This is a genomic window from Rhizomicrobium sp. (assembly GCF_056722145.1).
On record NZ_JBWZET010000074.1, the window covers coordinates 1 to 20,557 of the forward strand.

At 64.5% G+C, this 20,557-nt stretch carries 20 protein-coding genes; 13 read left to right on the plus strand and 7 right to left on the minus strand.

The genetic code is table 11. The features are described from left to right. Window positions 1-473: 473 nt before the first annotated feature. The 3 genes from AC1P6P_RS04075 to AC1P6P_RS04085 all read left to right on the plus strand — a co-directional run bounded on the left by AC1P6P_RS04075 (window position 474) and on the right by AC1P6P_RS04085 (window position 2,015). Window positions 474-995 carry a PAS domain-containing protein gene (locus AC1P6P_RS04075; RefSeq protein WP_481401160.1) on the plus strand — a complete coding sequence of 174 codons (522 nt, stop codon included), beginning with the start codon at window positions 474-476 and terminating at the stop codon, window positions 993-995. 97 nt (window positions 996-1,092) lie between these two features. After that, the gene (locus AC1P6P_RS04080; RefSeq protein ID WP_481401161.1) at window positions 1,093-1,500 is read left to right on the plus strand and encodes an alanine-zipper protein; all 408 of its coding nucleotides are present in this window, start codon (window positions 1,093-1,095) and stop codon (window positions 1,498-1,500) included. A gap of 188 nt (window positions 1,501-1,688) precedes the next feature. Next, a complete protein-coding gene (locus AC1P6P_RS04085; protein ID WP_481401162.1) occupies window positions 1,689-2,015 on the plus strand; it encodes a hypothetical protein in 327 nt (108 codons plus the stop codon). Window positions 2,016-2,161: 146 nt separating this feature from the next. Here AC1P6P_RS04085 and rocD read toward each other — a convergent pair whose 3' ends face one another. Together rocD and AC1P6P_RS04095 are read right to left on the minus strand one after the other, a co-directional pair. Then, window positions 2,162-3,361: an ornithine--oxo-acid transaminase gene (gene rocD, locus AC1P6P_RS04090; protein WP_481401179.1), complete on the minus strand. Its 1,200-nt coding sequence runs from the start codon at window positions 3,359-3,361 to the stop codon at window positions 2,162-2,164. A gap of 86 nt (window positions 3,362-3,447) precedes the next feature. Further along, window positions 3,448-4,329: a dimethylarginine dimethylaminohydrolase family protein gene (locus AC1P6P_RS04095; RefSeq protein WP_481401163.1), complete on the minus strand. Its 882-nt coding sequence runs from the start codon at window positions 4,327-4,329 to the stop codon at window positions 3,448-3,450. A 131-nt stretch (window positions 4,330-4,460) separates the two neighbouring features. Here AC1P6P_RS04095 and AC1P6P_RS04100 point away from each other — a divergent pair, with 131 nt between their 5' ends. Further along, window positions 4,461-4,877, plus strand: coding sequence for an Lrp/AsnC family transcriptional regulator (locus AC1P6P_RS04100; protein ID WP_481401164.1), 417 nt, complete (start codon window positions 4,461-4,463; stop codon window positions 4,875-4,877). Between the two features lie 141 nt (window positions 4,878-5,018). On the opposite strand, the gene AC1P6P_RS04105 is transcribed toward AC1P6P_RS04100, so the two are convergent. Then, window positions 5,019-6,095 (minus strand): hypothetical protein, encoded by a 1,077-nt coding sequence (locus tag AC1P6P_RS04105; RefSeq protein ID WP_481401165.1) that lies wholly within the window; start codon window positions 6,093-6,095, stop codon window positions 5,019-5,021. Window positions 6,096-6,445: 350 nt separating this feature from the next. Here AC1P6P_RS04105 and AC1P6P_RS04110 point away from each other — a divergent pair, with 350 nt between their 5' ends. From AC1P6P_RS04110 to AC1P6P_RS04135, 6 genes are all read left to right on the plus strand, one after another. Beyond that, a complete protein-coding gene (locus tag AC1P6P_RS04110; RefSeq protein ID WP_481401166.1) occupies window positions 6,446-7,630 on the plus strand; it encodes an efflux RND transporter periplasmic adaptor subunit in 1,185 nt (394 codons plus the stop codon). A gap of 12 nt (window positions 7,631-7,642) precedes the next feature. Then, on the plus strand, window positions 7,643-8,338 hold the full coding sequence (locus AC1P6P_RS04115) for an ABC transporter ATP-binding protein (RefSeq protein ID WP_481401167.1): 696 nt from the start codon (window positions 7,643-7,645) through the stop codon (window positions 8,336-8,338). Then, window positions 8,335-9,540 carry an ABC transporter permease gene (locus AC1P6P_RS04120; protein WP_481401168.1) on the plus strand — a complete coding sequence of 402 codons (1,206 nt, stop codon included), beginning with the start codon at window positions 8,335-8,337 and terminating at the stop codon, window positions 9,538-9,540. The genes AC1P6P_RS04115 and AC1P6P_RS04120 overlap by 4 nt, the downstream gene beginning before the upstream one ends. Before the next feature lie 610 nt (window positions 9,541-10,150). Then, window positions 10,151-11,131, plus strand: a complete 981-nt coding sequence (gene glk / locus AC1P6P_RS04125) for a glucokinase (RefSeq protein ID WP_481401169.1) — start codon at window positions 10,151-10,153, stop codon at window positions 11,129-11,131. 138 nt (window positions 11,132-11,269) lie between these two features. Continuing rightward, window positions 11,270-11,644 (plus strand): hypothetical protein, encoded by a 375-nt coding sequence (locus tag AC1P6P_RS04130; RefSeq protein ID WP_481401170.1) that lies wholly within the window; start codon window positions 11,270-11,272, stop codon window positions 11,642-11,644. A gap of 101 nt (window positions 11,645-11,745) precedes the next feature. Further along, the gene (locus AC1P6P_RS04135; RefSeq protein WP_481401171.1) at window positions 11,746-12,897 is read left to right on the plus strand and encodes an N-acetyltransferase; all 1,152 of its coding nucleotides are present in this window, start codon (window positions 11,746-11,748) and stop codon (window positions 12,895-12,897) included. Between the two features lie 128 nt (window positions 12,898-13,025). On the opposite strand, the gene AC1P6P_RS04140 is transcribed toward AC1P6P_RS04135, so the two are convergent. From AC1P6P_RS04140 to AC1P6P_RS04155, 4 genes are all read right to left on the minus strand, one after another. After that, entirely contained in the window at window positions 13,026-14,255 is a 1,230-nt protein-coding gene (locus AC1P6P_RS04140) for an aminotransferase class I/II-fold pyridoxal phosphate-dependent enzyme (protein ID WP_481401172.1), read from the minus strand. Between the two features lie 108 nt (window positions 14,256-14,363). Then, window positions 14,364-16,145, minus strand: a complete 1,782-nt coding sequence (locus AC1P6P_RS04145; RefSeq protein WP_481401173.1) for a hypothetical protein — start codon at window positions 16,143-16,145, stop codon at window positions 14,364-14,366. Continuing rightward, on the minus strand, window positions 16,142-17,035 hold the full coding sequence (locus tag AC1P6P_RS04150) for a hypothetical protein (RefSeq protein WP_481401174.1): 894 nt from the start codon (window positions 17,033-17,035) through the stop codon (window positions 16,142-16,144). The genes AC1P6P_RS04145 and AC1P6P_RS04150 overlap by 4 nt, the downstream gene beginning before the upstream one ends. A gap of 154 nt (window positions 17,036-17,189) precedes the next feature. Next, complete coding sequence (locus AC1P6P_RS04155) at window positions 17,190-17,927, minus strand: SDR family NAD(P)-dependent oxidoreductase (RefSeq protein ID WP_481401175.1); 738 nt, start codon at window positions 17,925-17,927, stop codon at window positions 17,190-17,192. A gap of 104 nt (window positions 17,928-18,031) precedes the next feature. Here AC1P6P_RS04155 and AC1P6P_RS04160 point away from each other — a divergent pair, with 104 nt between their 5' ends. From AC1P6P_RS04160 to AC1P6P_RS04170, 3 genes are all read left to right on the plus strand, one after another. Further along, window positions 18,032-19,189 (plus strand): glycosyltransferase family 4 protein, encoded by a 1,158-nt coding sequence (locus AC1P6P_RS04160; protein WP_481401176.1) that lies wholly within the window; start codon window positions 18,032-18,034, stop codon window positions 19,187-19,189. Continuing rightward, window positions 19,186-20,376, plus strand: a complete 1,191-nt coding sequence (locus tag AC1P6P_RS04165) for a glycosyltransferase (RefSeq protein WP_481401177.1) — start codon at window positions 19,186-19,188, stop codon at window positions 20,374-20,376. Before AC1P6P_RS04160 ends, AC1P6P_RS04165 begins: the two co-directional genes overlap by 4 nt. Then, window positions 20,373-20,557 (plus strand): hypothetical protein (locus AC1P6P_RS04170; RefSeq protein ID WP_481401178.1); only part of this gene is annotated, 185 nt, incomplete at its 3' end. The genes AC1P6P_RS04165 and AC1P6P_RS04170, both read left to right, overlap by 4 nt.

Below are 20,557 nucleotides of genomic sequence, written 5' to 3' on the forward strand. Positions count from 1 at the left end.
ATTCAGCCGCGATTGTCCGATACGCACGCGAGCTGCGTATCCTGGGTCCGTTATGTCTCGCGTTGCTCGGCGGGTCGTGAGAGGCGCGACCTTTCTTCACCGCTCCAGTGTCTGCTTGCTCCATCCAAAATGCACGCACAGGATGTGGGAACATTGGGCGAACAATCAAGTTAAAAAGCGAGCCCCCCTCACGATTTAATGTTCGGCGATGGTAAACGGCAGATGCGCCGCACTCGCGCCCTGCGTGCCCCCTTCCGCCACTTGTAAAAATGGGGTCAGAGTGGATTTTTCCAACCATCGTCGGTGGCGCGCGCAGTGATCGAGAAATCCACTCTGACCCCATTTCTTGCTGCGCGTCGTTTTCGCACCTCGCGTGGCGCTGCCCTGGGACTAGAACGGGTCGCAATCGCAGAGACGGCTGGGCTGACAATCGCACTTGTGTTCGCCGCCGCAATCGCAGATTGATTTTCGCCATGATCGAGCCCGCCGACTATTCCGACATCACCTCGTTCGAGCCGGTGGCGCTCGACGATCTTGAGAATCCGCTGGTGCGCCAGGCGGTGGCCTGCTGGCGGGCGCGCTCGGGGGCGCGGCGGTTTCCGGCCCGCGACGATCTCGATCCGCGCGCGCTGGCGCCGTTCCAGCAGCACATGATCCTCTTGCGGGTGATCGACGGCGGCGACGACTTCGAATACCGCTTCGTCGGCGCGGTGCAGAGCCGAGCCTATTCTTTTCCCATCGCCGGCCGGCGCATGCGCGAGACCATGACCCGTTCGGCGCACTTCGGCCCCTCGGTGTTCGCCGGTTATCAATACATCCAGAAAACCGGAACAGCGTTCGCCTTGCGCGGCTGGGCCGGCAAAGATTACGTCGCGGCCAACTTCGCCTATTTCGAAAGCGTGACGCTGCCGTTGGGACCGGCCGACGATTGCGTCGATCACCTCGCGGTATTCAGCGCCTATGCCCCGCGCGGCCTGAAACCGGTCAGCGTCTGAAGCGGCGCAATCTGTTCCAATTCTGGCTCAGCCTTATCACACGCCTCCCGCGCGGTGCGGTGCCATCTTCGCGCCCGCGAGTTAGGGAGAAATGTCCATGCACGTTCTCAAAGCCGTTTCACTGGTCGCGCTGCTCGGCGCCGGCACATTCCTGTCGGGATGCGCCACCAAGGAATCCGTCGAACACGCCCAGGCCAGCGCCGACCTGGCCGACAGCGATGCCAAGTCCGCCAAAGGCGCCGCCGACCGGGCGCAATCCTCCGCCGATGCCGCCGGCAAATCGGCCCAGGATGCGATGACCGCCGCGCAAGCCGCCAACGACAAGGTCGACAAATTCCTCGCCGACCAGGCCGCCGCCAAGAAACACCATATGGCCGCGCTTCATCACCGTCATCGCCGCCACGTCGCCAGCGCCGGCTGCCCGCCGACCCAGCAGCAAGGCAGCCTCGCCCATCCCAAGAAAGCCGCCGCCGTCACGCCCAGGCAGCGCACGGCGCAGAACTGATCCTTGGCGGCCCCGCGCGGTACAACAGTTTGCGACGACGCGCGCGGGGCTCAGGATGACGGTTTTATTTTCTGCTGCCCCAGCGAAACCGCGCCTTGCAACGGTTAATGGCGCATACGAATAGCGTGTGCGGCTCTTTTCAGCGCCGCTCGCCTCGGCCAGACTTCAGCCAACGCTGGGGACTCGCCATGGCAAAACCGCTTGTCGTCGTCGCTTTGGCCGCTGCATTGGCGGCCTGCTCCACATCATCCTCCGACAACGCCCTCAACGGCACACTCACCAAGGGTGAGAAATTCGGCGTCGCCGTGGGCGGCGATGCCGCGGCGGCCCAAGCGATGCTGTGGGCGGAAGGCTATGGCTATCAGGGCCTCGCCCGCCGCGCCGACGGCGATACCGTGCTGCGCTTCCAGCCGGTGGCGCTCGACCGCAAAGGCGCGGTGCTGATCACCGTCCACGATGGCCGCATCAGTGCAATCACCTGGAATTTGAAGATCGTGCCGGCGCTGGAGGGGTGAGAGGATCAGGTTACGCGGATGGGGACTACTTCGGCGCCCCTTCCGTCTCGCTTCGCGATCCACCTCCCCCGCTATTCGAAAAACTTTGCGGCGTGAAGAGCCTACACCGCGGGGGAGGAAAGATCGGCGCGCGCGGGGGCAGAAAGTCAGTGCAGCACCGCCTCGAACGCCGGCAGGGCTTCGTCGATCTCGTCGCGCGTGATCACCAGCGGCGGCATGATGCGCAGGATGTCGGTGTGGGTTTCCTTGACGAGAATCCCGCGCCGCATCAGCGCTTCGGCATAGCTGCGCGCGCCGCCGGCATCCGGATCGAGCTCGACCGCGATCATCAGGCCGCGGCCGCGAATTTCCTCGATCCGCGTGGAGCGGATGTCGCGCAACCGGCCGATGAGATAGTCGCCCATGCGCGCGGCATTGCCGATCATGTCTTCTTCGATCAGGACTTTGATCGCGGCACGCGCCACCGCACACGCCAGCGGATTGCCGCCGAAGGTGGAACCGTGTTCGCCGGGCTTCAGCACCGCCATCACTTCGCGATTGGAGAGCACCGCGGAAACCGGATAGAAGCCGCCGGCCAAGGCTTTGCCGACCAGGGTCAGGTCGGCTTCGACGCCTTCATGCTCTTCGGCCAAGAGCTTGCCGGTGCGCCCGAGCCCGGTCTGGATCTCGTCGAGGATGAGGATGACGCGATGCTCCGTACACAGCGCGCGGGCGGTGGCGAGATAGCCCGCCGGGGGAATGATCACGCCGGCCTCGCCCTGGATCGGCTCCAGCAGCACCGCGACGGTATTCTCGTTGATCGCGGCGCCGAGCGCGCGCGCATCGCCATAGGGCACGACGCGGAAGCCCGGCGCGAACGGACCAAAGCCGGCGCGCGATGACGGATCGGTCGAGAAACCGACGATGGCCAGCGTACGGCCGTGGAAATTGTCCGCAGCAACGATGATCTCGGCGCGATCGGCCGGCACGCCTTTGATTTCATAGCCCCATTTGCGCGCCACCTTGAGCGCCGTCTCCACCGCCTCGGCGCCGGAATTCATCGGCAGCATTTTGTGCGAATGGGTGAGCGCGCACAGCTCCTGATAAAACAGCGCCAGCTGGTCGTTGCGGAAGGCGCGCGAGGTGATGGTGAGGCGCTGCGCCTGCTCGGTCAGCGCCGCCAATATCTTCGGATGGCAGTGGCCCTGATTGACCGCCGAATAGGACGACAGGCAATCGAGATAGCGCCGGCCTTCCACATCCCAGACATAGACGCCCTCGCCGCGGGTCAACACGACGTCGAGCGGCTTGTAATTGGTGGCGCCGTAAAGCGCTTCCAGCGCGATGAACTCTGCGGTCGCGCGCATCGGACGCTCGCGCGGAGCGTTGAACACCTTATCCATCTTATCCTCCCAGAGATAAGAGGTTACGCCGCGCTTCCGGTCCGGAAGCGCTACTCGGCTGCGGCTCTCTCCAGGGCCGCGTCACGATACCGGTTGAGCCGCAACGTCATGCAATAGGCGCCGCCGCCCGACAGGATGAAGGGATCGAGATCGACGCTGTGAACGCGATAGCCGCGCTCCTCCAGCCGCGACGCCAGCCGCTTCGGCGGCCGCGCCATGACGATCTCGCGGCCGAAATTCACCGCATTGACCGAAAAGGCGGCGGCATCTTCGTCGCCGGCTTCCAGCACATTGTGCTTGCCGGCAAGGCCTTCGATGGTGGCGCGGCCCTCGTCGGAAAACGCCGGGCGATAATAGAGAACCTCGCCGCCCGACAGCACCAGGAAGCAGGTGTCGAGGTGATAGAAGCGGGGGCTGACCAGCTCCAGCGGCACCACCGGCACGTTGAAGAAATCCTCGGTGACCGCGAGCGAGGCTTTGGCGGAGCGCTGGCCCCAGCCGGCCCAGAAATGCTGGCGGCTGTCGTCCCAGATGCAATCGCCGGCGCCTTCCTGGAAAATGCCTTCGGGATACTGCACCACGGTATCGAGCAGGCCGCGGGCTTGCAGGGCGCGGAATTCTTTCAGGAACAGCACTTCCTCGCCACGACGCTCGTCACAGGCAAAGCGGGCGACGATGGCGCGGCGGTCGAGCACCACCGCGGCGTTGGCGGGAAACACCATGTCGGGCAGGCCGGGCGCGCCCGGCATCATCACGACCTCGGCCCCGGCGGCCTCAAGGGCCTGATACAACGCCGCCGAACACGTCATCGCCTGACGCAAATGGCCGGCCGGGTCCTCGTGCCACGCCCCCGGCTGCATCCAGGGATTGATCACGTAGGAGACCTCGAAATGCGACGGGTCCACCATCATGAGCTTGGGTTTGAAGGCCATTTCGCGTCCTGCTGTCGGTTCTGGCGATCAGCATGCGCCGGGCGGATGTTAGCGAAAAGCCAGCAAGGTGTTTAGATGTGCACGATTTTCTGACATAATGGCAGCAGAAACTGGCATATCGGCAGAACGCCATGGACGACACCGACCGCCGCCTCATCAGCCTGCTGCGCGACAACGCTCGCCTGCCGGTGGCTTCGCTGGCGAAAACGCTGGGGGTGTCGCGCGGCACGGTGCAGAACCGCATCGACCGGCTGATCGCCCGCGGCACCATCGAGGGCTTCACGGTACGCGCCAAGCCCGAGGCCGCCGCCATCCGCGCCATCATGATGCTGGGCGTGGAAGGCGAGCGCTCCGACCGCATCCTCGACGAGCTCAAGACATTTCCCGAGGTCCGCGCGGTGCATACCACCAATGGGCGCTGGGACATGGTGGTCGAGCTTCAGACCGACGATCTCACCACCTTCGACCGGGTGCTGCACCGCATCCGCCAGATCACCGGCGTGTCGGGCTCGGAGACGAGTTTGCTGCTGTCGAGTTACGCGTTTTAGTTTTGCCCCAGCGGGCGAGCCCCCTTTCCGGCTTCGCCGGACTTCCCCCACGGTCTATGTGCCGGCGGATAAATCCTGCCGCCCGCGGGGGCAGAAGACCGCCCGCGGGGGCAGAAGTCCGCGCGCGGGGGATGGCAGGGATTATCGCAGTTCGCCGTCGCGAAGGGCGACAATTTCGCAGAGGTTGGAGAGTTCGCACTCGAAATCTTCGGGGTCGACGTGGTTCGCCGTCGGCTTGGGAAAGAGATAAAGGAAGTAGCTCGTCACCTGGTCGAACAGCACCACGTTCATGCCGACGCCCGAGATGTTGCGCGCCATGTTGCGCAAGGAGTCGGTGATTTCGGAGGCGTCGGACTTGCTGATGATCGCCGCCACCAGCCGCTGCAGCGCCCTCTGGATATAGACCGTCGAGCCGTCGTGCAGCTTGTAGAGATTGCGGGCCAGCTCGCGCTTGAGGTCCTCGATGTGGGCGAGATCGGCGCTCGACAGGCGCACCTTCGGCGTCGTGCCCTGCAATACCTTCAAGACGCGGTCGAGACGGTCGGCGGTGCCGCGCGAGACGATGTCGTAATAGATCAACGCCTTCCAGGCGAAGATCACGTCAGCCCATTCCGAGCGCGGAATCTGCAGCGCCTCGAGGAACAGGTTGTCGGTGGTGTTGGCGGTGACGTTCCATACCTGGTCGACGAAGCGGCTCATCTCTTCGGGCGAAGCGGTCTTGCCCAGCGCCTTCTGCACCAATGGCTTGAACACGTCGAACACGTCGGCCGAGGCCTTGGTGGCGAGGCCGTAGCTTTCGGCGAAGAACGCCGGCTCGACCCGCAAGCCGTCGGCCCGGAGGCATTCGGTGACGATGAAGGCGTCCAGCGTCGGCGACCGGCTCAAGGCTTCCAGCACCTTGATGTCGTGCAGCACCTGCTTGTCGCCGGTGGCGAGATCGAGATGCAAGAGTTCGCGCAGATGATCCTTGAACTGGTATTCCTCGATGAAGAACGAGCGGCCGCCGATCTCCAGGCGCCGGGGATCGAACGGAATGAAAATCTTGGTCGCGACATGCACCGAACGCGCGAACAGGTCGCGTTCGTTTTCGCGCACGTTATGCTTGGTCAAAATCGTGTAGTTGAGCGTGTTGTTGTAAAATAACGGCTTGATCGTCGCCTTCGCCTTGTCGGCGCCCAAAGGCGTCGCCTGGACCACGGCATCGGTCAAATTGATCAAGTTGAGGACTCGGCCCGAGCTGGTCCGCCGAAGCTTGTGAAAACTCCGCACTTCTTTCCGTTCCCGGAACGCCGCCGTCGCACCCATTTCTCACACCCCTGCCCCAGCCCACCCCTTGGCCGGCGCCTACTGTGCCATCGCTCCGCTTATCTAATCGTCTAACGCAGGGGTTGTGCCCACTGATGTTCTGGAACGTGTCTAATGAAGAATGAATCCCGGTGTGCCCGTTAACCAATCGGCAAGCACCACCCCCGTCAAAAGGCCGCGGCCGACACAATTTTGTCCGATCAGCCCTTACACTATGGCGTGGCGCTGCCTATCTGTGGGGCGTGCCGCATCCGGAGGGGGCTGTGAACGATCAATCGAGGTCATCGGACTCGAATACCGCCATCGGCGAGCGGCTCGGACTCACCGGTTCCAAACCCAAGCGGCGCATCAAGCCGTGGATGTGGTGGGTCGGCGGCATCGCGCTGGTCGTCATCCTCTTCGTCGTCTGGGGGATGCTCAACAAGCCGAAACCGAACTACGAATTCCAGACTGTCGGCGACGGCAATCTGACCTTGTCGGTCAGTGCCACCGGCACGCTGGCGCCGCGCGTCTCGGTCGATGTCGGCGCCGAAGTCTCCGGCCGTATCGACGAGCTTTATGTCGACTACAACGACCATGTCACCAAGGGCCAGAAGCTCGCCCAGATCAACACCGAACAGATCCAGGCCCAGCTCGACGCCGCCCGCGCCACCTTGATGCAGCAGCAGGCGACGGAGGTGCAGACCGCCGCCAAGTTCAAGCGCTACACCTCGTTGATCAAGACCGGCGACATCAGCCAGCAGGATTTCGACACCGCCAAGGCCGACTACATGCGCGCCCAAGGCGGCGTCGCCCAGTTCCAGGCCCAGGTGCAGCAAGCGGAATCGGCGCTGGAAAAAGCCACCATCTACGCCCCGATCGACGGCGTCGTGCTCGACCGCAAGGTCTCCAAAGGCCAGACCGTCGCCGCCTCGTTCTCGACCCCGGTGCTGTTCACGCTGGCGAGCGACCTCACCCAGATGGAACTGGACGTCGATATCGACGAGGCCGACGTCGGCACCGTCAAGGCCGGCCAGACCGCCAGCTTCACCGTCGGCGCCTATCCCGACAAGCGCTTCGCCGCCAAGCTGATCCAGGTCCGCACCAATTCCACCACGGTGCAGAACGTCGTCACCTATAAGGGCGTGCTGCTGGTCGACAACGCCAAGCTGCTGCTCAAGCCCGGCATGACCGCGACCGCCGAAATCGTCACCGGCACGCTGCCACGCTCGATCCTGATCCCCAACGCGGCACTGCGCTATGTGCCGCCGCCCTTCCTCACCACCGGGATGCCGGCGGCGCCGGTCGGAATGGGCCAGGGACGCGTCTGGACGCTCGAAAACGGACGCCTCAAGCCGCATGACATCCACTTCGGCGGCAGCGACGGCCACTTCACCCAGATGCTGAAGGGCGATCTCAAGCCCGGCGACAAGGTGATCTCCGACTCCAAGATTCCCGGCCAACAATAGAGCGGAGCCGACATGAGCGCGCCGCTCATCGAACTGAAGGACGTCTATAAGCTCTACGGCGAAGGCGAAGCCCTCGTTGCGGCGCTGAACGGCGTCAATCTCACCATCGAAGCCCACGAATTCGTGGCGGTGATGGGCCCGTCGGGCTCGGGCAAGTCGACGGCGATGAACATTCTCGGTTGCCTCGATGCCCCGAGCGCCGGCCATTATTTCTTCCAGGGCCAGGATGTCGGGGCGCTGTCGCGCGACGAGCGGGCGCTGCTCAGGCGCTACTACATCGGCTTCGTCTTCCAGGGCTTCAACCTGTTGAAGCGCACCACCGCGACCGAGAACCTCGAACTGCCGCTGATCTATCGCGGCATGAAGCGCAGCGAACGCCACAAGCGCTCGGCAGTGGCGCTGCAGCAGGTCGGGCTCGGCGATCGCGGGCGGCATACCGCGGCGCAGTTGTCGGGCGGCCAGCAGCAGCGCGTCGCCATCGCCCGCGCCCTGGTCAGCGAGCCCGCCGTGGTCTTCGCCGACGAACCGACCGGCAACCTCGACACGGTAATGAGCCACGAAATCATGTCGCTCCTGCGCCGGCTCAACGACGAGCGCGGCATCACCATCGTGCTCGTCACCCACGAAGAAGACATCGCCCGCTACGCCAAGCGCCAGATCCGCTTCCGCGACGGCCAGATCCATTCCGACACCGGGGGCAGAGCATGATCGGCAACGCCTTCGTCCTGGCCTTGCGCGAAATCCGCAACAATTTGATGCGCGCGGCACTGACGACGCTCGGCATCGTCATCGGCGTCGGCGCCGTCATCGCCATGGTGACGCTCGGCAACGGCGCTACCGCCTCGGTCACCAACACCGTCTCCTCGATCGGCAAGAATTTGCTGTTCATCACGCCGGGACAGCGCCGTCAGGGCGGACCGCCCTCCGATGCACCGCCGTTCCAGATCAGCGATGCCGACACCTTGCGCCGCGAAGTCCTCAGCCTGAAGCACGTCGTGCCGATCAACCAATCGACCGCCCAGGCGGTGCTCGGCAATCGCAGCCACGGCACCACCGTCAACGGCGCCACCACCGAATGGTTCGATGCCAGAAGCTGGAAAGTCATTTCCGGCCGTGCCTTCAACGACACCGAGGAAAAAACCGGCAAGTCGGTCTGCGTCATCGGCGAAACCGTGCGCCACGAACTGTTCGGCGGCCAGGACCCCGTCGGCCAGCGCATCCGCCTCGGCAAGATCACCTGCGATGTCGTCGGCCTGCTGGAAACCAAGGGCCGCAACACCTTCGGCCAGGACCAGGACGATTACGTCATCATGCCGATCCGCACCGTGCAGCGGCGCCTGACCGGCAACACCTTCGCCTATTACATCATGGTCGAAGTGCAGAACGAATCCGGCATCCCGCAGGCCAAGCAACAGATCGCCACCATCATGCGCCAGCGCCGCCACCTGACGCCCAACCAGCCCGACAATTTCGACGTCCAGGATTTGCGCGAAATCGGCAACATGCTGTCGCAGATCACCGGCGTGTTGACGGCGTTCCTGGCGGCGATCGCGGCGGTCAGCCTTTTGGTCGGCGGCATCGGCATCATGAACGTGATGCTGGTCTCGGTCACCGAGCGTACCCGCGAAATCGGCATCCGCCTCGCCATCGGCGCGCGCGAACGCGACGTGCTGTTGCAGTTCCTGATCGAGGCGGTGGTGCTGTCGGCGCTCGGCGGCATTGTCGGCATTCTGTTGGGCCTGTTCGGGGCCTGGGCCGGAACCGCAGCCCTTAATCTGCCGTTCGTATTCCAGCCGTCGATCGTGTTGATCGCGGTGGCGTTCTCGGCCCTGGTCGGCGTCGCCTTCGGCTTCTTCCCCGCCCGCCGCGCCGCCCGCATGGACCCGATCGAAGCACTCCGGCACGAATAGGAACTTGGGTCTCACTCGCCAACGGCGCGGTACTGCTTCTGGGTGCGGTTTCCTGTACGCCCGAAAATGCGGGGGGCAGCCTGATGATTTCGCGTGGATGCCCGGTCTGACGGTCACCCTGCGTGGTCTCAGAAGGCGCCGGTCTTGGCTCACAAACACGCAATCGTTCTCGGCCCGCTACCGGTGGACCTGATCAACAGGACGGCATAGCGCACGAGCCTACGTCATCTCGCAATCCACCGCGGACCGGCGGATCGCAACCGGCCATCTGTGCAACGCCAAAAAATAAAGGCCCCGCATGCGGGGCCTTAATGACGTTCGCTGGCTTGCGCCGGATGCCATCCCGGATCTCTTGGCCCTTGCGGGTTAATTACCTGATTGCTCAGGTGCGTGAGGAGGCCGTTCTCACCTCTGCAAACCAGCGACCTTAATATATGCGCCACCGGGTTACTTTTCAACGAACACTTGAAAACCTGCAGAACGGACAATGCTCCAATGAATTGCGACGATTGACCCGCGGTTGCCTGGAAACCCGGCATAGACAGCGCTGTCGTCGTGGTGTTCTGTACGGGGGAAATCGGGGCGCACAACTGTCCCGGGAGGAATAAACGTGACCACGACCCCCAAGACCTGTCTCGTCGGCGATATCGGCGGAACCAATGTCAGGCTCGCCATCGCCGATCTTGCCGGGCCGGTCGTGTCCGCCGCCAAAAGCCTGCCGCGCACCGGTCATCCGACCTTCGAGGGCGTCGTCGATCTCTATCTCAAGCAATGCGGCGCGCCGATGCCGGACGCCGTCGTGGTGGCGGTCGCCGGCCCGATCAAGGACGGCAAGGTCAAACTCACCAACGGTCAATGGGTGCTCGATGAAGCGGTGCTGCGCGCCAAGGGCTTCGCTCATGCCCGCCTGATCAACGATTATGCCGCTCTCGGCTATGCGGTCGAGCATCTCGGCGGCAGCGATCTCGTCACCATCGGCGGCGAGCAGGAGGGCATTCCCGGCGACACCGTCGGCGTCGTCGGCGCCGGCACCGGCCTCGGGGTTTCAGCACTGGTGCGCGACGCCTTCACCAGCGCAGTGATGGTCACCGAAGGCGGCCACATCGCCTTTGCCCCGGTCGACGAAACCGAACTCGAAATCCTCAAAGTGCTGCTGGAGAAATTCCCCCGCGTCTCGGTCGAGCGCGTGCTGTCGGGCCCGGGCCTGGCCAACATCCATTGGGCGCTGCAGCGCGTCGCCGGCCTGAACGAGCCGGTCGACCTGACGCCCGAGGAAGTCACCACCAGTGCCATCGCCGGAACCGATCCGGTCGCCGCCAAGGCGCTCGACGTGTTCTGCGGCATCTACGGCCGTTTCGCCGGCGACATGGCGCTGGCGTTCGGCGCGCGCGGCGGCATCTATCTCGGCGGCGGCATCGCCCCGAAACTGCTGCCGCAGCTTCAGAGCGGCACCTTCCGGCGCTGCTTCGAAGAAAAGGGACGCTTCGATTCCTATGTCGGCATCGTGCCGACCAAGGTCATCGTCCACCCCTACGCCGCCCTGCTCGGCTCCGCCGAAGCGGCGCTGCGCGCCTTCGTGCGCGGACGATAGACGCGGCCGGCTGTGGCACGCCGGTGTCTCTTCGTATGCCTACATAACGATTCCGCCGCGTGGCCGGAACCTGGAGCCGATATCCGCCGTTGCGGGTAAGCCTGGAATAGTCGGGCTTGTCTCGTATGGAGAAGGGTAATGGCTTACCTCGACGTCAATCCGTTGATGGCATCACTGCGCACGCGTCCCGAAGAGTTCAACCTCAAGGGCGACTGGCTCACCCATGGGCCCAGCCGCCACAGCTTCAAGTTCGAGCCCTCGGGACGGGTGCAAATCCGCGCCGAATGCAATTGCGCGTTCCTGGCCATCCATCCGCATCAGGAGCGCCAGCTCGCCGACAGTTTCAAGGACTGGCACACCAACTACTGGCAGCCGCTTGAGATCAACCGCGAGTTCGCGTCGCATTTCAAACCCCGTTCGGCGCTGCGGCGCTGGCTGATCGCCGCCACCGCCCGGCTGAACGCCTGGGCCTCGGGCAGCGACACCGCCCACGTCCACGTCGCCGCGGAATAAGGCGGACCACCTCTCCCGCGGGTCGCAGCGCGGGAGCGGGGCCCGGTTGATATTGCGTCACGATTTTCCTAGACAGGACGCGCTCCCCGGAGGTGCGCGCCGTGACGATTGCCGATTCAGTGACCGTGGTCCCGATCGAAAGCGCCAAGCAGTGGGGTGACTTCCACCGCTTGCCGCACCAGTTATACGCGAACGACCCCCACTGGGTGCCGCCGCTCTTCGCCGAGCGCATTTCGCACTTCCAGCCGGGTCACAACGCCTTTTACAAGCATGCCAAGGTCGCTCCCTTCCTGGCGCTGAAGGACGGCAATCCGGTCGGGCGCATGACGGCGCAGATCGATTTCCTCCACCTCGAACAGCACCACGACGCCACCGGGCATTTCGGCTTTCTCGAAGCCGTCGATGACGCCACCGTGTTCGCCGCGCTCCTGGCCGAAGGCGAAGCCTGGCTGAAGCGCGAGGGCATGCAGCGGGCGGTCGGACCGGTCAGTTTCGCGATGTGGGACGAGCCCGGCCTCTTGGTCGACGGCTTCGACACACCGCCAAATGTCCTGATGGGCCATCATCTGCCCTATTACGAGGGCCGCATCCGCGAACAGGGCTACACCCCGGTACAGGACGTGCTCGCCTACTCGCGCTCGGCCACCGAGCCGTTCAGCGACGGGCTGGAACGCATGATCGAGAAGGGTCTGCGCCGCCACTCGCTGGTGATGCGCCCGATCCGCATGGACAAGGCGAATTTCGCAGGCGAGATCGCGCTGATCCGCGACATCATCAACGACGCCTGGTCCGACAATTGGGGCTTCGTGCCGATCACCTATGACGAGATCGCCGAAATCGGCACCCTGTTCAAGCTGATCCTCAAGCCCGAAGCGCTGGTGATCGCCGAATACGACGGCGAGCCGGTCGGCGTCGCCATGATGCTTCCCAACATCAACGAGTTCATCAAGGACCTGAAGGGCAAGCTGCTGCCGTTCGGCGCCATCAAGCTGATCTGGCGGCTGAAGACCCGGAACGTCAAATCGGGCCGGCTGGCGCTGATGGGCGTGAGGCGGAAGTTCCGCACCACCCCGGCCGGCGCCATCATCGCGCTGCTGATGATCAAGGCCTGCCAGAAGACCGACTATGTCGCCAAGGCCGAGACCGCCGAGCTGTCGTGGATTCTCGATTCCAACGAGCCGATCAAGCGCGTGCTGGAAGCCTTCGGCTGCCACATCTCGAAGCGCTATCGGATTTTCGAGAAGCCGATCTGAGCGCCGAAGTTGCGCCATGGCCCGCGACTGCGGGCCATCGAGGTTTATTCCGGCACCGCGTCGACTGCGCGACCGGCACAACCTGGGTCGCCCGCATATGCGGGCGATGACAGCAAGGGAAGCGGATCTTACGCCAGCACCGGTTCCGGCGGGACCGGCGCGTTGGCGAGGCCGGCGGAGAATTCCCTCAGCGCCTCGATGGTGCGGTCGATTTCCTCGAAGCTGTGGCGCGCCGAGATGAAGAAGCGGATGCGCGGCAGGCCCTTGGGCACGCCCACCTGGACGATCGGCGGCGCATAGACGCCACGCTGCATCAGGTAATCCGACGCCATCATCGTCGACTTCATGTCGGGGAACATCACCGGCACAATGGCATAGCCTTCCGCCGGCCCGGTCGCCAGACCGCAAACCTTGGCCCGCTCCAGGAAGTGCTTGGCATTGGCCTGCAGCTTGCCGACGCGATGATTCTCGTCACGGATCACTTGCAGGGCGGCGCCCGCGGCAGCCGCGATCACCGGCGGCAGGCCGACGCTATAAACAAAGCCCGGCAGCAGATATTTCATCCAGTCGAGGATCGACTTCTGGGCGCAGATGAAGCCGCCGCAGGAGACGAACGTCTTCGACAGCGTGCCGATGATCAGATCGATCCGCTTGGGATCTTCGCTGAAATGCTCGCTGATGCCGCGACCGGTCTGGCCGAGGACGCCAATCGAATGGGCTTCGTCGACGAGCAGCCAGGCGTTGAATTCGTCCTTGAGCTTCAGCAGCTCGGGCAGGTTGGCGATGTCGCCATCCATCGAATAGAGGCTTTCGGCCACGATCAGGCAGTTGCGGTGCTCGGCGCGCTGCGTCTCAAGAACGTGGCGCAGATACTCCATGTCGTTGTGGCGGAATTCGACCGCATCGGCCTTGCACGAGGCAACGCCGGCCATGATCGAGTTGTGGCTCAGTTCATCGTAGAGGATGAGGTCACGCTTGCCGAGCAGACTCGAAATCGTCGTCAGGTTGGTGAGATACCCGCTGACCAGCGTCAGCGCCGCTTCCGATCCGACGAACTCGGCGAGCGCATTTTCAAAATCGGCATGGATCAGACGTTCGCCGCCGACGAGGCGCGAACCGAGCGCACCAACGCCAACGCGATCGAGCGCGCTGTGCGCTGCATCTTTGATCGCGGCATGATCGGAAATGCCGAGGTAGTCATAATTGGCAAAGCTGGTGAGGACACCGCCATGACTCTTGGCGTCCGCTTGCAGACGATCAAGCGGCGCGAAGAAGGGATTTCCGTTCTCGAGAACAGAACCGCCGACCAAGCGAGCACGCCGAGCGATGTAGCCCGCCAATGAGAAATCAGATGCCATTACGCGTCCCAACCCCAAGTTCGATCAATATGATAACCCAAGGAAACGAAAGCAAGTCCTCGTGACGGCGCTCCCTGTCGACGCCCCAGCCCTGGTGTCAGTCCATCCTTATGCATGCCGGTATAGGGGGTTTGGCCCACTTGTCTTCGCCGATTTCGGGGCTGTGACAATTGGCGCAAAACTCCGGGCGGGGTCTCTTTCAAAGATAAACACCGACTGCTTAAGGCTTTCATACGCATTAACGCTAGGCTCCATCGGACCAACGAACTCAGACCGGTGGACCAGCCGGTACGGAAGCTGTTCGGCGAACAGTGCCCCAAAAAACCCCCGCGCGTCCACGTCTTGCAACGCCCGTTCGCGAACCTTCGGCAAGGCGCGGCCGTTCCCCGCAGGGGCCTCAAATGCGGCCAAATAGTCCTTCACCCAGTACCCGGTAACCACAAGAAAGCGCGGTTCCCGGGCCGCCACGGCGCTATAGGGTTGCACTACTTCTTTCACTTGCGGCAACGGGTTACGGGCTTTCCGCGGTTTCAACCCGACGCGGCTGACAGTCGCGGTCGACGGCATACGCGGCAAATAGGCGTTGAGACCATATATTTCAACACGGTCCCCGGGACGAACGTGACCCGCAAGCCACGCTTCGGCATCATAGCGTGGATCGAACAAAAAAGCGGCATCGACGCCCCAGACGCCGTACGCCGCCCAGCCGGCAACAAGGATAACGGCCGCCACCGCCGGAGCGCGTAATCGCGTCGCGGCCGTTAGGGATATCGCCAGCTCCGCGCCCAGTCCGAGGTAGACCGCCAGGAACACCGACTGCGGGAGAACAAAGCGGGTCTCGGTGCGCAGGGCGACAAAATTGAACGCCACCGTGAACGACAGCGCGGCGAAGAGCGGCAACAGCCCGGCGGCCCGCTTGAGGCCCGCCACGTATAGACCCGGCGCCAGGAGCAGCAGCGCAGCGGCGGGATAATAGCGCGTGACGTTCGCCGCCATGTCGCAGGCCACCGCCAGCCGGCCGGCGAAATTGTCCTGGTACTCGGCATAATCGCGACTGGCCGAGCCGGTCAGCAGCGCCAGCCGATCCGCGAAGCCGTGCGGATTGAAAACAGCGCCATCGATCAGGAGCACCGCCGTGATCGCGATCGCGCCCCACAGCACCAGCTGTTTCAGGATCGGGCGCCATTCGGCCCGCGCCCACCCATCGGTCGCGAACCAGACCGCCAGCGCCGCCGGCAGCGCCAACAGGAACACGGCATAGGTCTGGTCCTTGGTCGCCACCGCCGCGCCGGCCGCCAGACAGCCCCAGCGGATCGGCTTGAGCTCGTGGTGCGCCAGCACCCGCATGAACTGGTAGAGCGCCAGCATCGCCCAAAACAGCGACGGGCCGTCGAGGTTGGTGACCTGACCGTAATAGGTGAGCCCGCCATTCAAGGCCAAGGCCGCCGCCGCCAGCCAGCCGGCGCGCTTGCCGCCGACGAGCGTGCCCATTTTCGCCGCAACCCAGATGGTGCCGAGCGAGAACACAACCGAGACGAGACGCGCCACCACCGCGAAATAGGTCATGTAGGGCACATGAATCATCTCGCCGATGACGTCCTTCGGCGCCAGGCTGGGGGCGTGAAGAAGCGCGGCGATGATGCCCGGCAGCGACGGAATCGCCAGCAGGACCATGTGCAGCGGCGGATAGGTGAAATGGTGGCCGGGCGTGTAGGTCTCAATCAGGCCGACGAGGAAATTGCGCGGCGCCACGCCGTCGTCGTCCCAGCCATCGGCGGCCGGCAGGCCCCACCACAGCGCCGCGGTGCGCGCCAGCGCCGCGGCCAGTAGAATCCAGAACAGCGGCGAGACGCGCCAGCGCCGCCACGTTTCGGTCAGCCGCGCGATCACGGGTTCGACACCGAAGGCTGGGGCTCGGGCCGCTTGGCGCGAAGCTGCTCCAGAATCCACGGCACGCCGACGACGATGATGTCTTCGATCTTGTCGATCACGGTCATCAACACCAGCACCGCGGCGACGTGGGGCGCCGACACCGCCATCGTTCCCGCCGCCGCCATGGCGACGCCGACGAAGACGAGATCCTTCGACGGGATCAGCGGCAAGCGCGTCACCAGCAGGCGCAAGGCGACGAACTTGAAGCAGACCGCACCCGACGGCAGCGCCCCCGACAGCCACCACAGCACGTATTCGAGCCACAGCGCGAATACGCAGCGGGCGAAATGAATCGAGAAGACGGTGGCGATCTGCTTGCGGCTCAACGCCGTCAGCTTGCGGTTGGCGACGAACAGCGCGATGCCGAGCACCAGCGGCACCAACCCGATCAGCGCCAGCGGCCATTTGCCGAGCTGCAGCGACGGCAACGCGATCAAATGGTCGGCGAGCAGCACCAGGAACATCAGCCACAACACGACGAGACCGCCCGCGGCCGACAACACGCTCGAATCCTTGACCGCATGCGCCAGAAAGCCGTCGGGCACCTTCAGATGCTTGCGCACCCAGAAGAACAGATAGACCTCGCCGGAGTAATCCAGCATCACCGTGTTCATGTAGCGCTTGCGCAGGAAAATCCATAACGGCAGCGCCCGCCCGACTCCGAGCAGATTGCGATAGAGCAAAAGATCGGCGACCGGCTGCACGAAGAACGGCAGCGCCAGCACCAGATAGAACAGCAGCGACGACGGCCGGGCGGCGTAGATCTTGGCCCAGCCGATCCGGGTCAGCGCGAACGCCACCAGGCCCAGCAGCAGGAGCGGAATGCCCCAGCGGACGAAATGGTGCACAAACCGTCCGAGCCGCGTGTCGCGCCTGGCCGCAACAAACGCCTTCAGCGTTTCAATCCGTGCACGCAGCTTTTCCGACAGAGCCGCCCCCTTGGGCCATGATGTGTGGAGTGGCCGACCATACAACGCCGCCTGCACCGACCGCAAATCGGGCCTAGAACCGCGACAGGACCGTGCGCACCAGCGCCTCGGGAATCAGCTTCGCCAATGCCGCGATGACGGCGAATTGCCACGGCAACACGACATGGCGGGCGCCGCGCGCGACTTTTCGCGCAATGATCGCCGCCGCGGTGTCGGCATCGATCAGGAAGGGGCGCGGTTCCTTGAGGCCCTGGCTCATCGGCGTATCGACGAAACCCGGCGAAACCAGGGTTACCGTCACGCCACGGCGGCGCAGCCGGGCATCGAGCGCCACCGCGAACATCTTGAGGCCCGCCTTGGAGCCGGAATAGACCGGCGCCATCGGCAGCGGAAACAGCGCCGCCACCGAACCGATCAGCACGATGTGCCCCGAGCCGCGGCGGCCCATCGGTTCCGCCACCGCATTGGCGCCCACCACCGGAGCGGTGAAATTCACCGTCGCCATGCGCGCCGCCAATGCAGGGTCCTGCGCGACCGCCTCGTGCGGCAGACTGCCGCCCAATCCGGCGTTGAAGATCGCGATGTCGACATCGCCAGCGGCCGCGAGGGCGCCATTCAACGCGGCAAGATCGGTGAGATCGAAACAGCTTGTCGCAGCCGCGGCGCCGCGAGCGCGACACGCCGCAGCCACCGCCGCGAGACGCGCTTCGTCGCGACCCCACAATGTCAGATGCACATCGGGCCCCGCATACTGCTTTGCCAGCGCGGCTCCGATGCCGCTCGATGCGCCTGATATCAGAATGTTACGCATTGTTTCGATTAACCAGGCCCCGGTTGACAAAGCCACGCCCCGGACTTCTTGTAAACCCCTTCACAGGGTCCGCAAAAGCAGTGTCTGTTCAATCCAATAGCCCGATGCCTCGGAACGACGAGGCGCGTCCCTTGCGCATCGCGCTGGTGGCGAGTTCGTACAATTACATCCGCGACGGCGTGGCGCTGACCCTCAACCGGCTGGTGACCTATCTCGAACACCATGGCGTCGAGGTGCTGGTGTTCGCCCCGGTCGGCAAGGACGCCGCCATCGATCATGCCGGCACGCTGGTGGAAGTGCCCTCGATGCCGGTGCCGGGACGGCCCGAATATCGCTGCGCCTTCTTCCTGCCGCGCGAGAAACTCGCGGCCTTCAAGCCCGATCTGATTCATCTGGCGCTGGCGCCCGACCTGCTCGGCTTCAGTGCGATCCGTGCCGCCCGCGCCCTCGCCGTGCCGCTGGTGGCCTCGTGCCATACGCGCTTCGAAACCTATCTGAAACACTATCCCGGCTCGCGCGCAGTGGAACCGCTGTTGAAAGCCTATCTGCGCTTCGCCTATGGCGCGGCGCGCGAAGTCTATGTGCCGAGCGGATCGATGCTGGAGGCGCTGAAGCACGACGGCGTCAACAGCGCCTTCAAGCTGTGGCCGCGCGGCGTCGATACCGATCTGTTCAGCCCGGCGAAGCGCTCGGCGAAATGGCGCGCCAAACACGGCATCGACGCGGATGAATTCGTCGTCACCTTCGTGTCGCGGCTGGTGCGCGAGAAGGAACTCGACACCGTCATCGCGACGCTGAAATTGTTCGAGGCCCGCGGCATCGCCCATCGCGTCGTCATCGTCGGCGACGGACCGGATCGCGGCATGCTGGAAGCCGGACTGCCGGACGCGATCTTCGCCGGCTTCCTCGAAGGCGAAGACCTGGCGACGGCCTATGCCTCGTCGGACGTGTTCCTGTTCCCAAGCGAAACCGAAACCTTCGGCAACGTCACCCTGGAAGCGATGGCATCGGGCCTGCCCGCCGTTTGCGCCGACGCCACCGGCAGCCGCTCGCTGGTGGTGCACGGGGTGACCGGCTATCTCGAAACCCCGCGCCACGCCAACGGCTTCGCCGGACGACTGGCGGTCTTGGCCCGCGACGAGGCGCTGCGCGCCCGCTTCGGTGCCGCCGCGCGTGAGCGCGCCCTGACCTTCTCGTGGGACGAGAGCATGGCGAAAATCCTCGACCATTACCGCGCCCTGGTGGCGGGGGCGGCACAATGAAGATCGTCGACGTCAGCGAATTCTATTCGCCGACGGGGGGCGGGGTGCGCGCCTATGTCGACCAGAAATTCAAGGCGGCGGCGCGCGCCGGGCATGCCCTCACGGTGATCGCTCCGGGTACGGAGAATCGCGTCGAGACGCGCGACGGCGGCAAGCTCATCTGGGTCGACGCCCCGCAACTGCCGTTCGACAAGAATTATCGCATGTTCTGGCGCGCCAAGGACGTGCTCAAGATCATCGATGCGGAAAAGCCGGACGTGCTGGAAGGCTCGTCGCCCTGGCGCGGCGGCTATATCGCCGGCAAGTGGCAGGGCGATGCGGTGAAGATGCTGTTCATGCACGCCGATCCGGTCGCGGTCTATCCCCAGACGCTGCTGACGGGAAAACTGAAGCCCGACACCATCGATCGCCTGTTCGGCTGGTACTGGTCGTATTTGCGCCGGCTCAACGGCCGCTTCGACGGCTGCGTCGTCGCCGGAAGCTGGCTCAAGCGGCGGTTCGAGACCTATGGATTGCGGCATCTGCACGCGGTGCCGTTCGGCGTCGAACGCAATGCCTTCAAGCCGGGCCTGCGCGATGAAAATCTGCGGACGCAGTTGCTGGCGCAATGCGGGCTCGGTCCCGAGGCGGCGCTGGTGTTGAACGTCGGCCGCTTCCATCCCGAAAAACGCGTCGGCATGCTGATCGAGGCGGTCTCCAAGGCGCAAAGCGCGCGGCCGATCGGATTTTATGTCATCGGCGACGGGTTCATCCGCGGTTCCGTGGAAGCGCGCGCGGCCAAGGCGCGTCACGTCCACCTTGCCGGCTGGCTGAAAGATCGCGAAATGCTGGCGCGCACCATCGCCTCGGCCGACGCGGTGCTGCACGGTTCCTCAGCCGAGACTTACGGCTTCGCGGTGGCCGAAGCGCTGTGCTGCGCCACGCCGGTGGTGGTTCCCGATAGCGGCGGCGCCGCCGATCTTGCCGATGCCGATTGCGGCGAAACCTATCAGACTGGCGATGCCGGTGCGGCGGCCGCCGCGCTGCTGAAACTGCTGGCGCGCGACCGGACGGAGCTGGCGCACGCTGCGGAAGCGGCGGCGGCGCGCATCGGCAATATCGAAAGCCACTTCGTCAATCTGTTCGCGCTCTATGCCGACGCCGTCAGACAGCGGCGCGCGGCGCCAATCAAGGACGCTGTGCTGTGACCCGAGTGAACGCGTTGCTCGCCCTGTTGCTCGTTCTGGCGCTTCCCGCCGCCGCCAAGGAGGCCAAGAGCACCATCACCGAAATGACCGACGTGCCGCGGGTCAAGCCGCACTATCCGATCCCGGCCGAACCCGACCAGGTGTTCTATGTCGAGCGCTCGTCCAATGCCTCGACGGTCGT

What these genes read in the sequence shown, in the direction of transcription:
- AC1P6P_RS04155 (WP_481401175.1), bottom strand. Translation starts at nt 17,927, where the DNA reads ATGCGTAACATTCTGATATCAGGCGCATCGAGCGGCATCGGAGCCGCG.
- AC1P6P_RS04160 (WP_481401176.1), top strand. Translation starts at nt 18,032, where the DNA reads ATGCCTCGGAACGACGAGGCGCGTCCCTTGCGCATCGCGCTGGTGGCG.
- AC1P6P_RS04130 (WP_481401170.1), top strand. Translation starts at nt 11,270, where the DNA reads ATGGCTTACCTCGACGTCAATCCGTTGATGGCATCACTGCGCACGCGT.
- AC1P6P_RS04080 (WP_481401161.1), top strand. Translation starts at nt 1,093, where the DNA reads ATGCACGTTCTCAAAGCCGTTTCACTGGTCGCGCTGCTCGGCGCCGGC.
- AC1P6P_RS04165 (WP_481401177.1), top strand. Translation starts at nt 19,186, where the DNA reads ATGAAGATCGTCGACGTCAGCGAATTCTATTCGCCGACGGGGGGCGGG.
- AC1P6P_RS04115 (WP_481401167.1), top strand. Translation starts at nt 7,643, where the DNA reads ATGAGCGCGCCGCTCATCGAACTGAAGGACGTCTATAAGCTCTACGGC.
- AC1P6P_RS04100 (WP_481401164.1), top strand. Translation starts at nt 4,461, where the DNA reads ATGGACGACACCGACCGCCGCCTCATCAGCCTGCTGCGCGACAACGCT.
- AC1P6P_RS04085 (WP_481401162.1), top strand. Translation starts at nt 1,689, where the DNA reads ATGGCAAAACCGCTTGTCGTCGTCGCTTTGGCCGCTGCATTGGCGGCC.
- AC1P6P_RS04140 (WP_481401172.1), bottom strand. Translation starts at nt 14,255, where the DNA reads ATGGCATCTGATTTCTCATTGGCGGGCTACATCGCTCGGCGTGCTCGC.
- AC1P6P_RS04120 (WP_481401168.1), top strand. Translation starts at nt 8,335, where the DNA reads ATGATCGGCAACGCCTTCGTCCTGGCCTTGCGCGAAATCCGCAACAAT.
- rocD (WP_481401179.1), bottom strand. Translation starts at nt 3,361, where the DNA reads ATGCGCGCGACCGCAGAGTTCATCGCGCTGGAAGCGCTTTACGGCGCC.
- AC1P6P_RS04075 (WP_481401160.1), top strand. Translation starts at nt 474, where the DNA reads ATGATCGAGCCCGCCGACTATTCCGACATCACCTCGTTCGAGCCGGTG.
- AC1P6P_RS04095 (WP_481401163.1), bottom strand. Translation starts at nt 4,329, where the DNA reads ATGGCCTTCAAACCCAAGCTCATGATGGTGGACCCGTCGCATTTCGAG.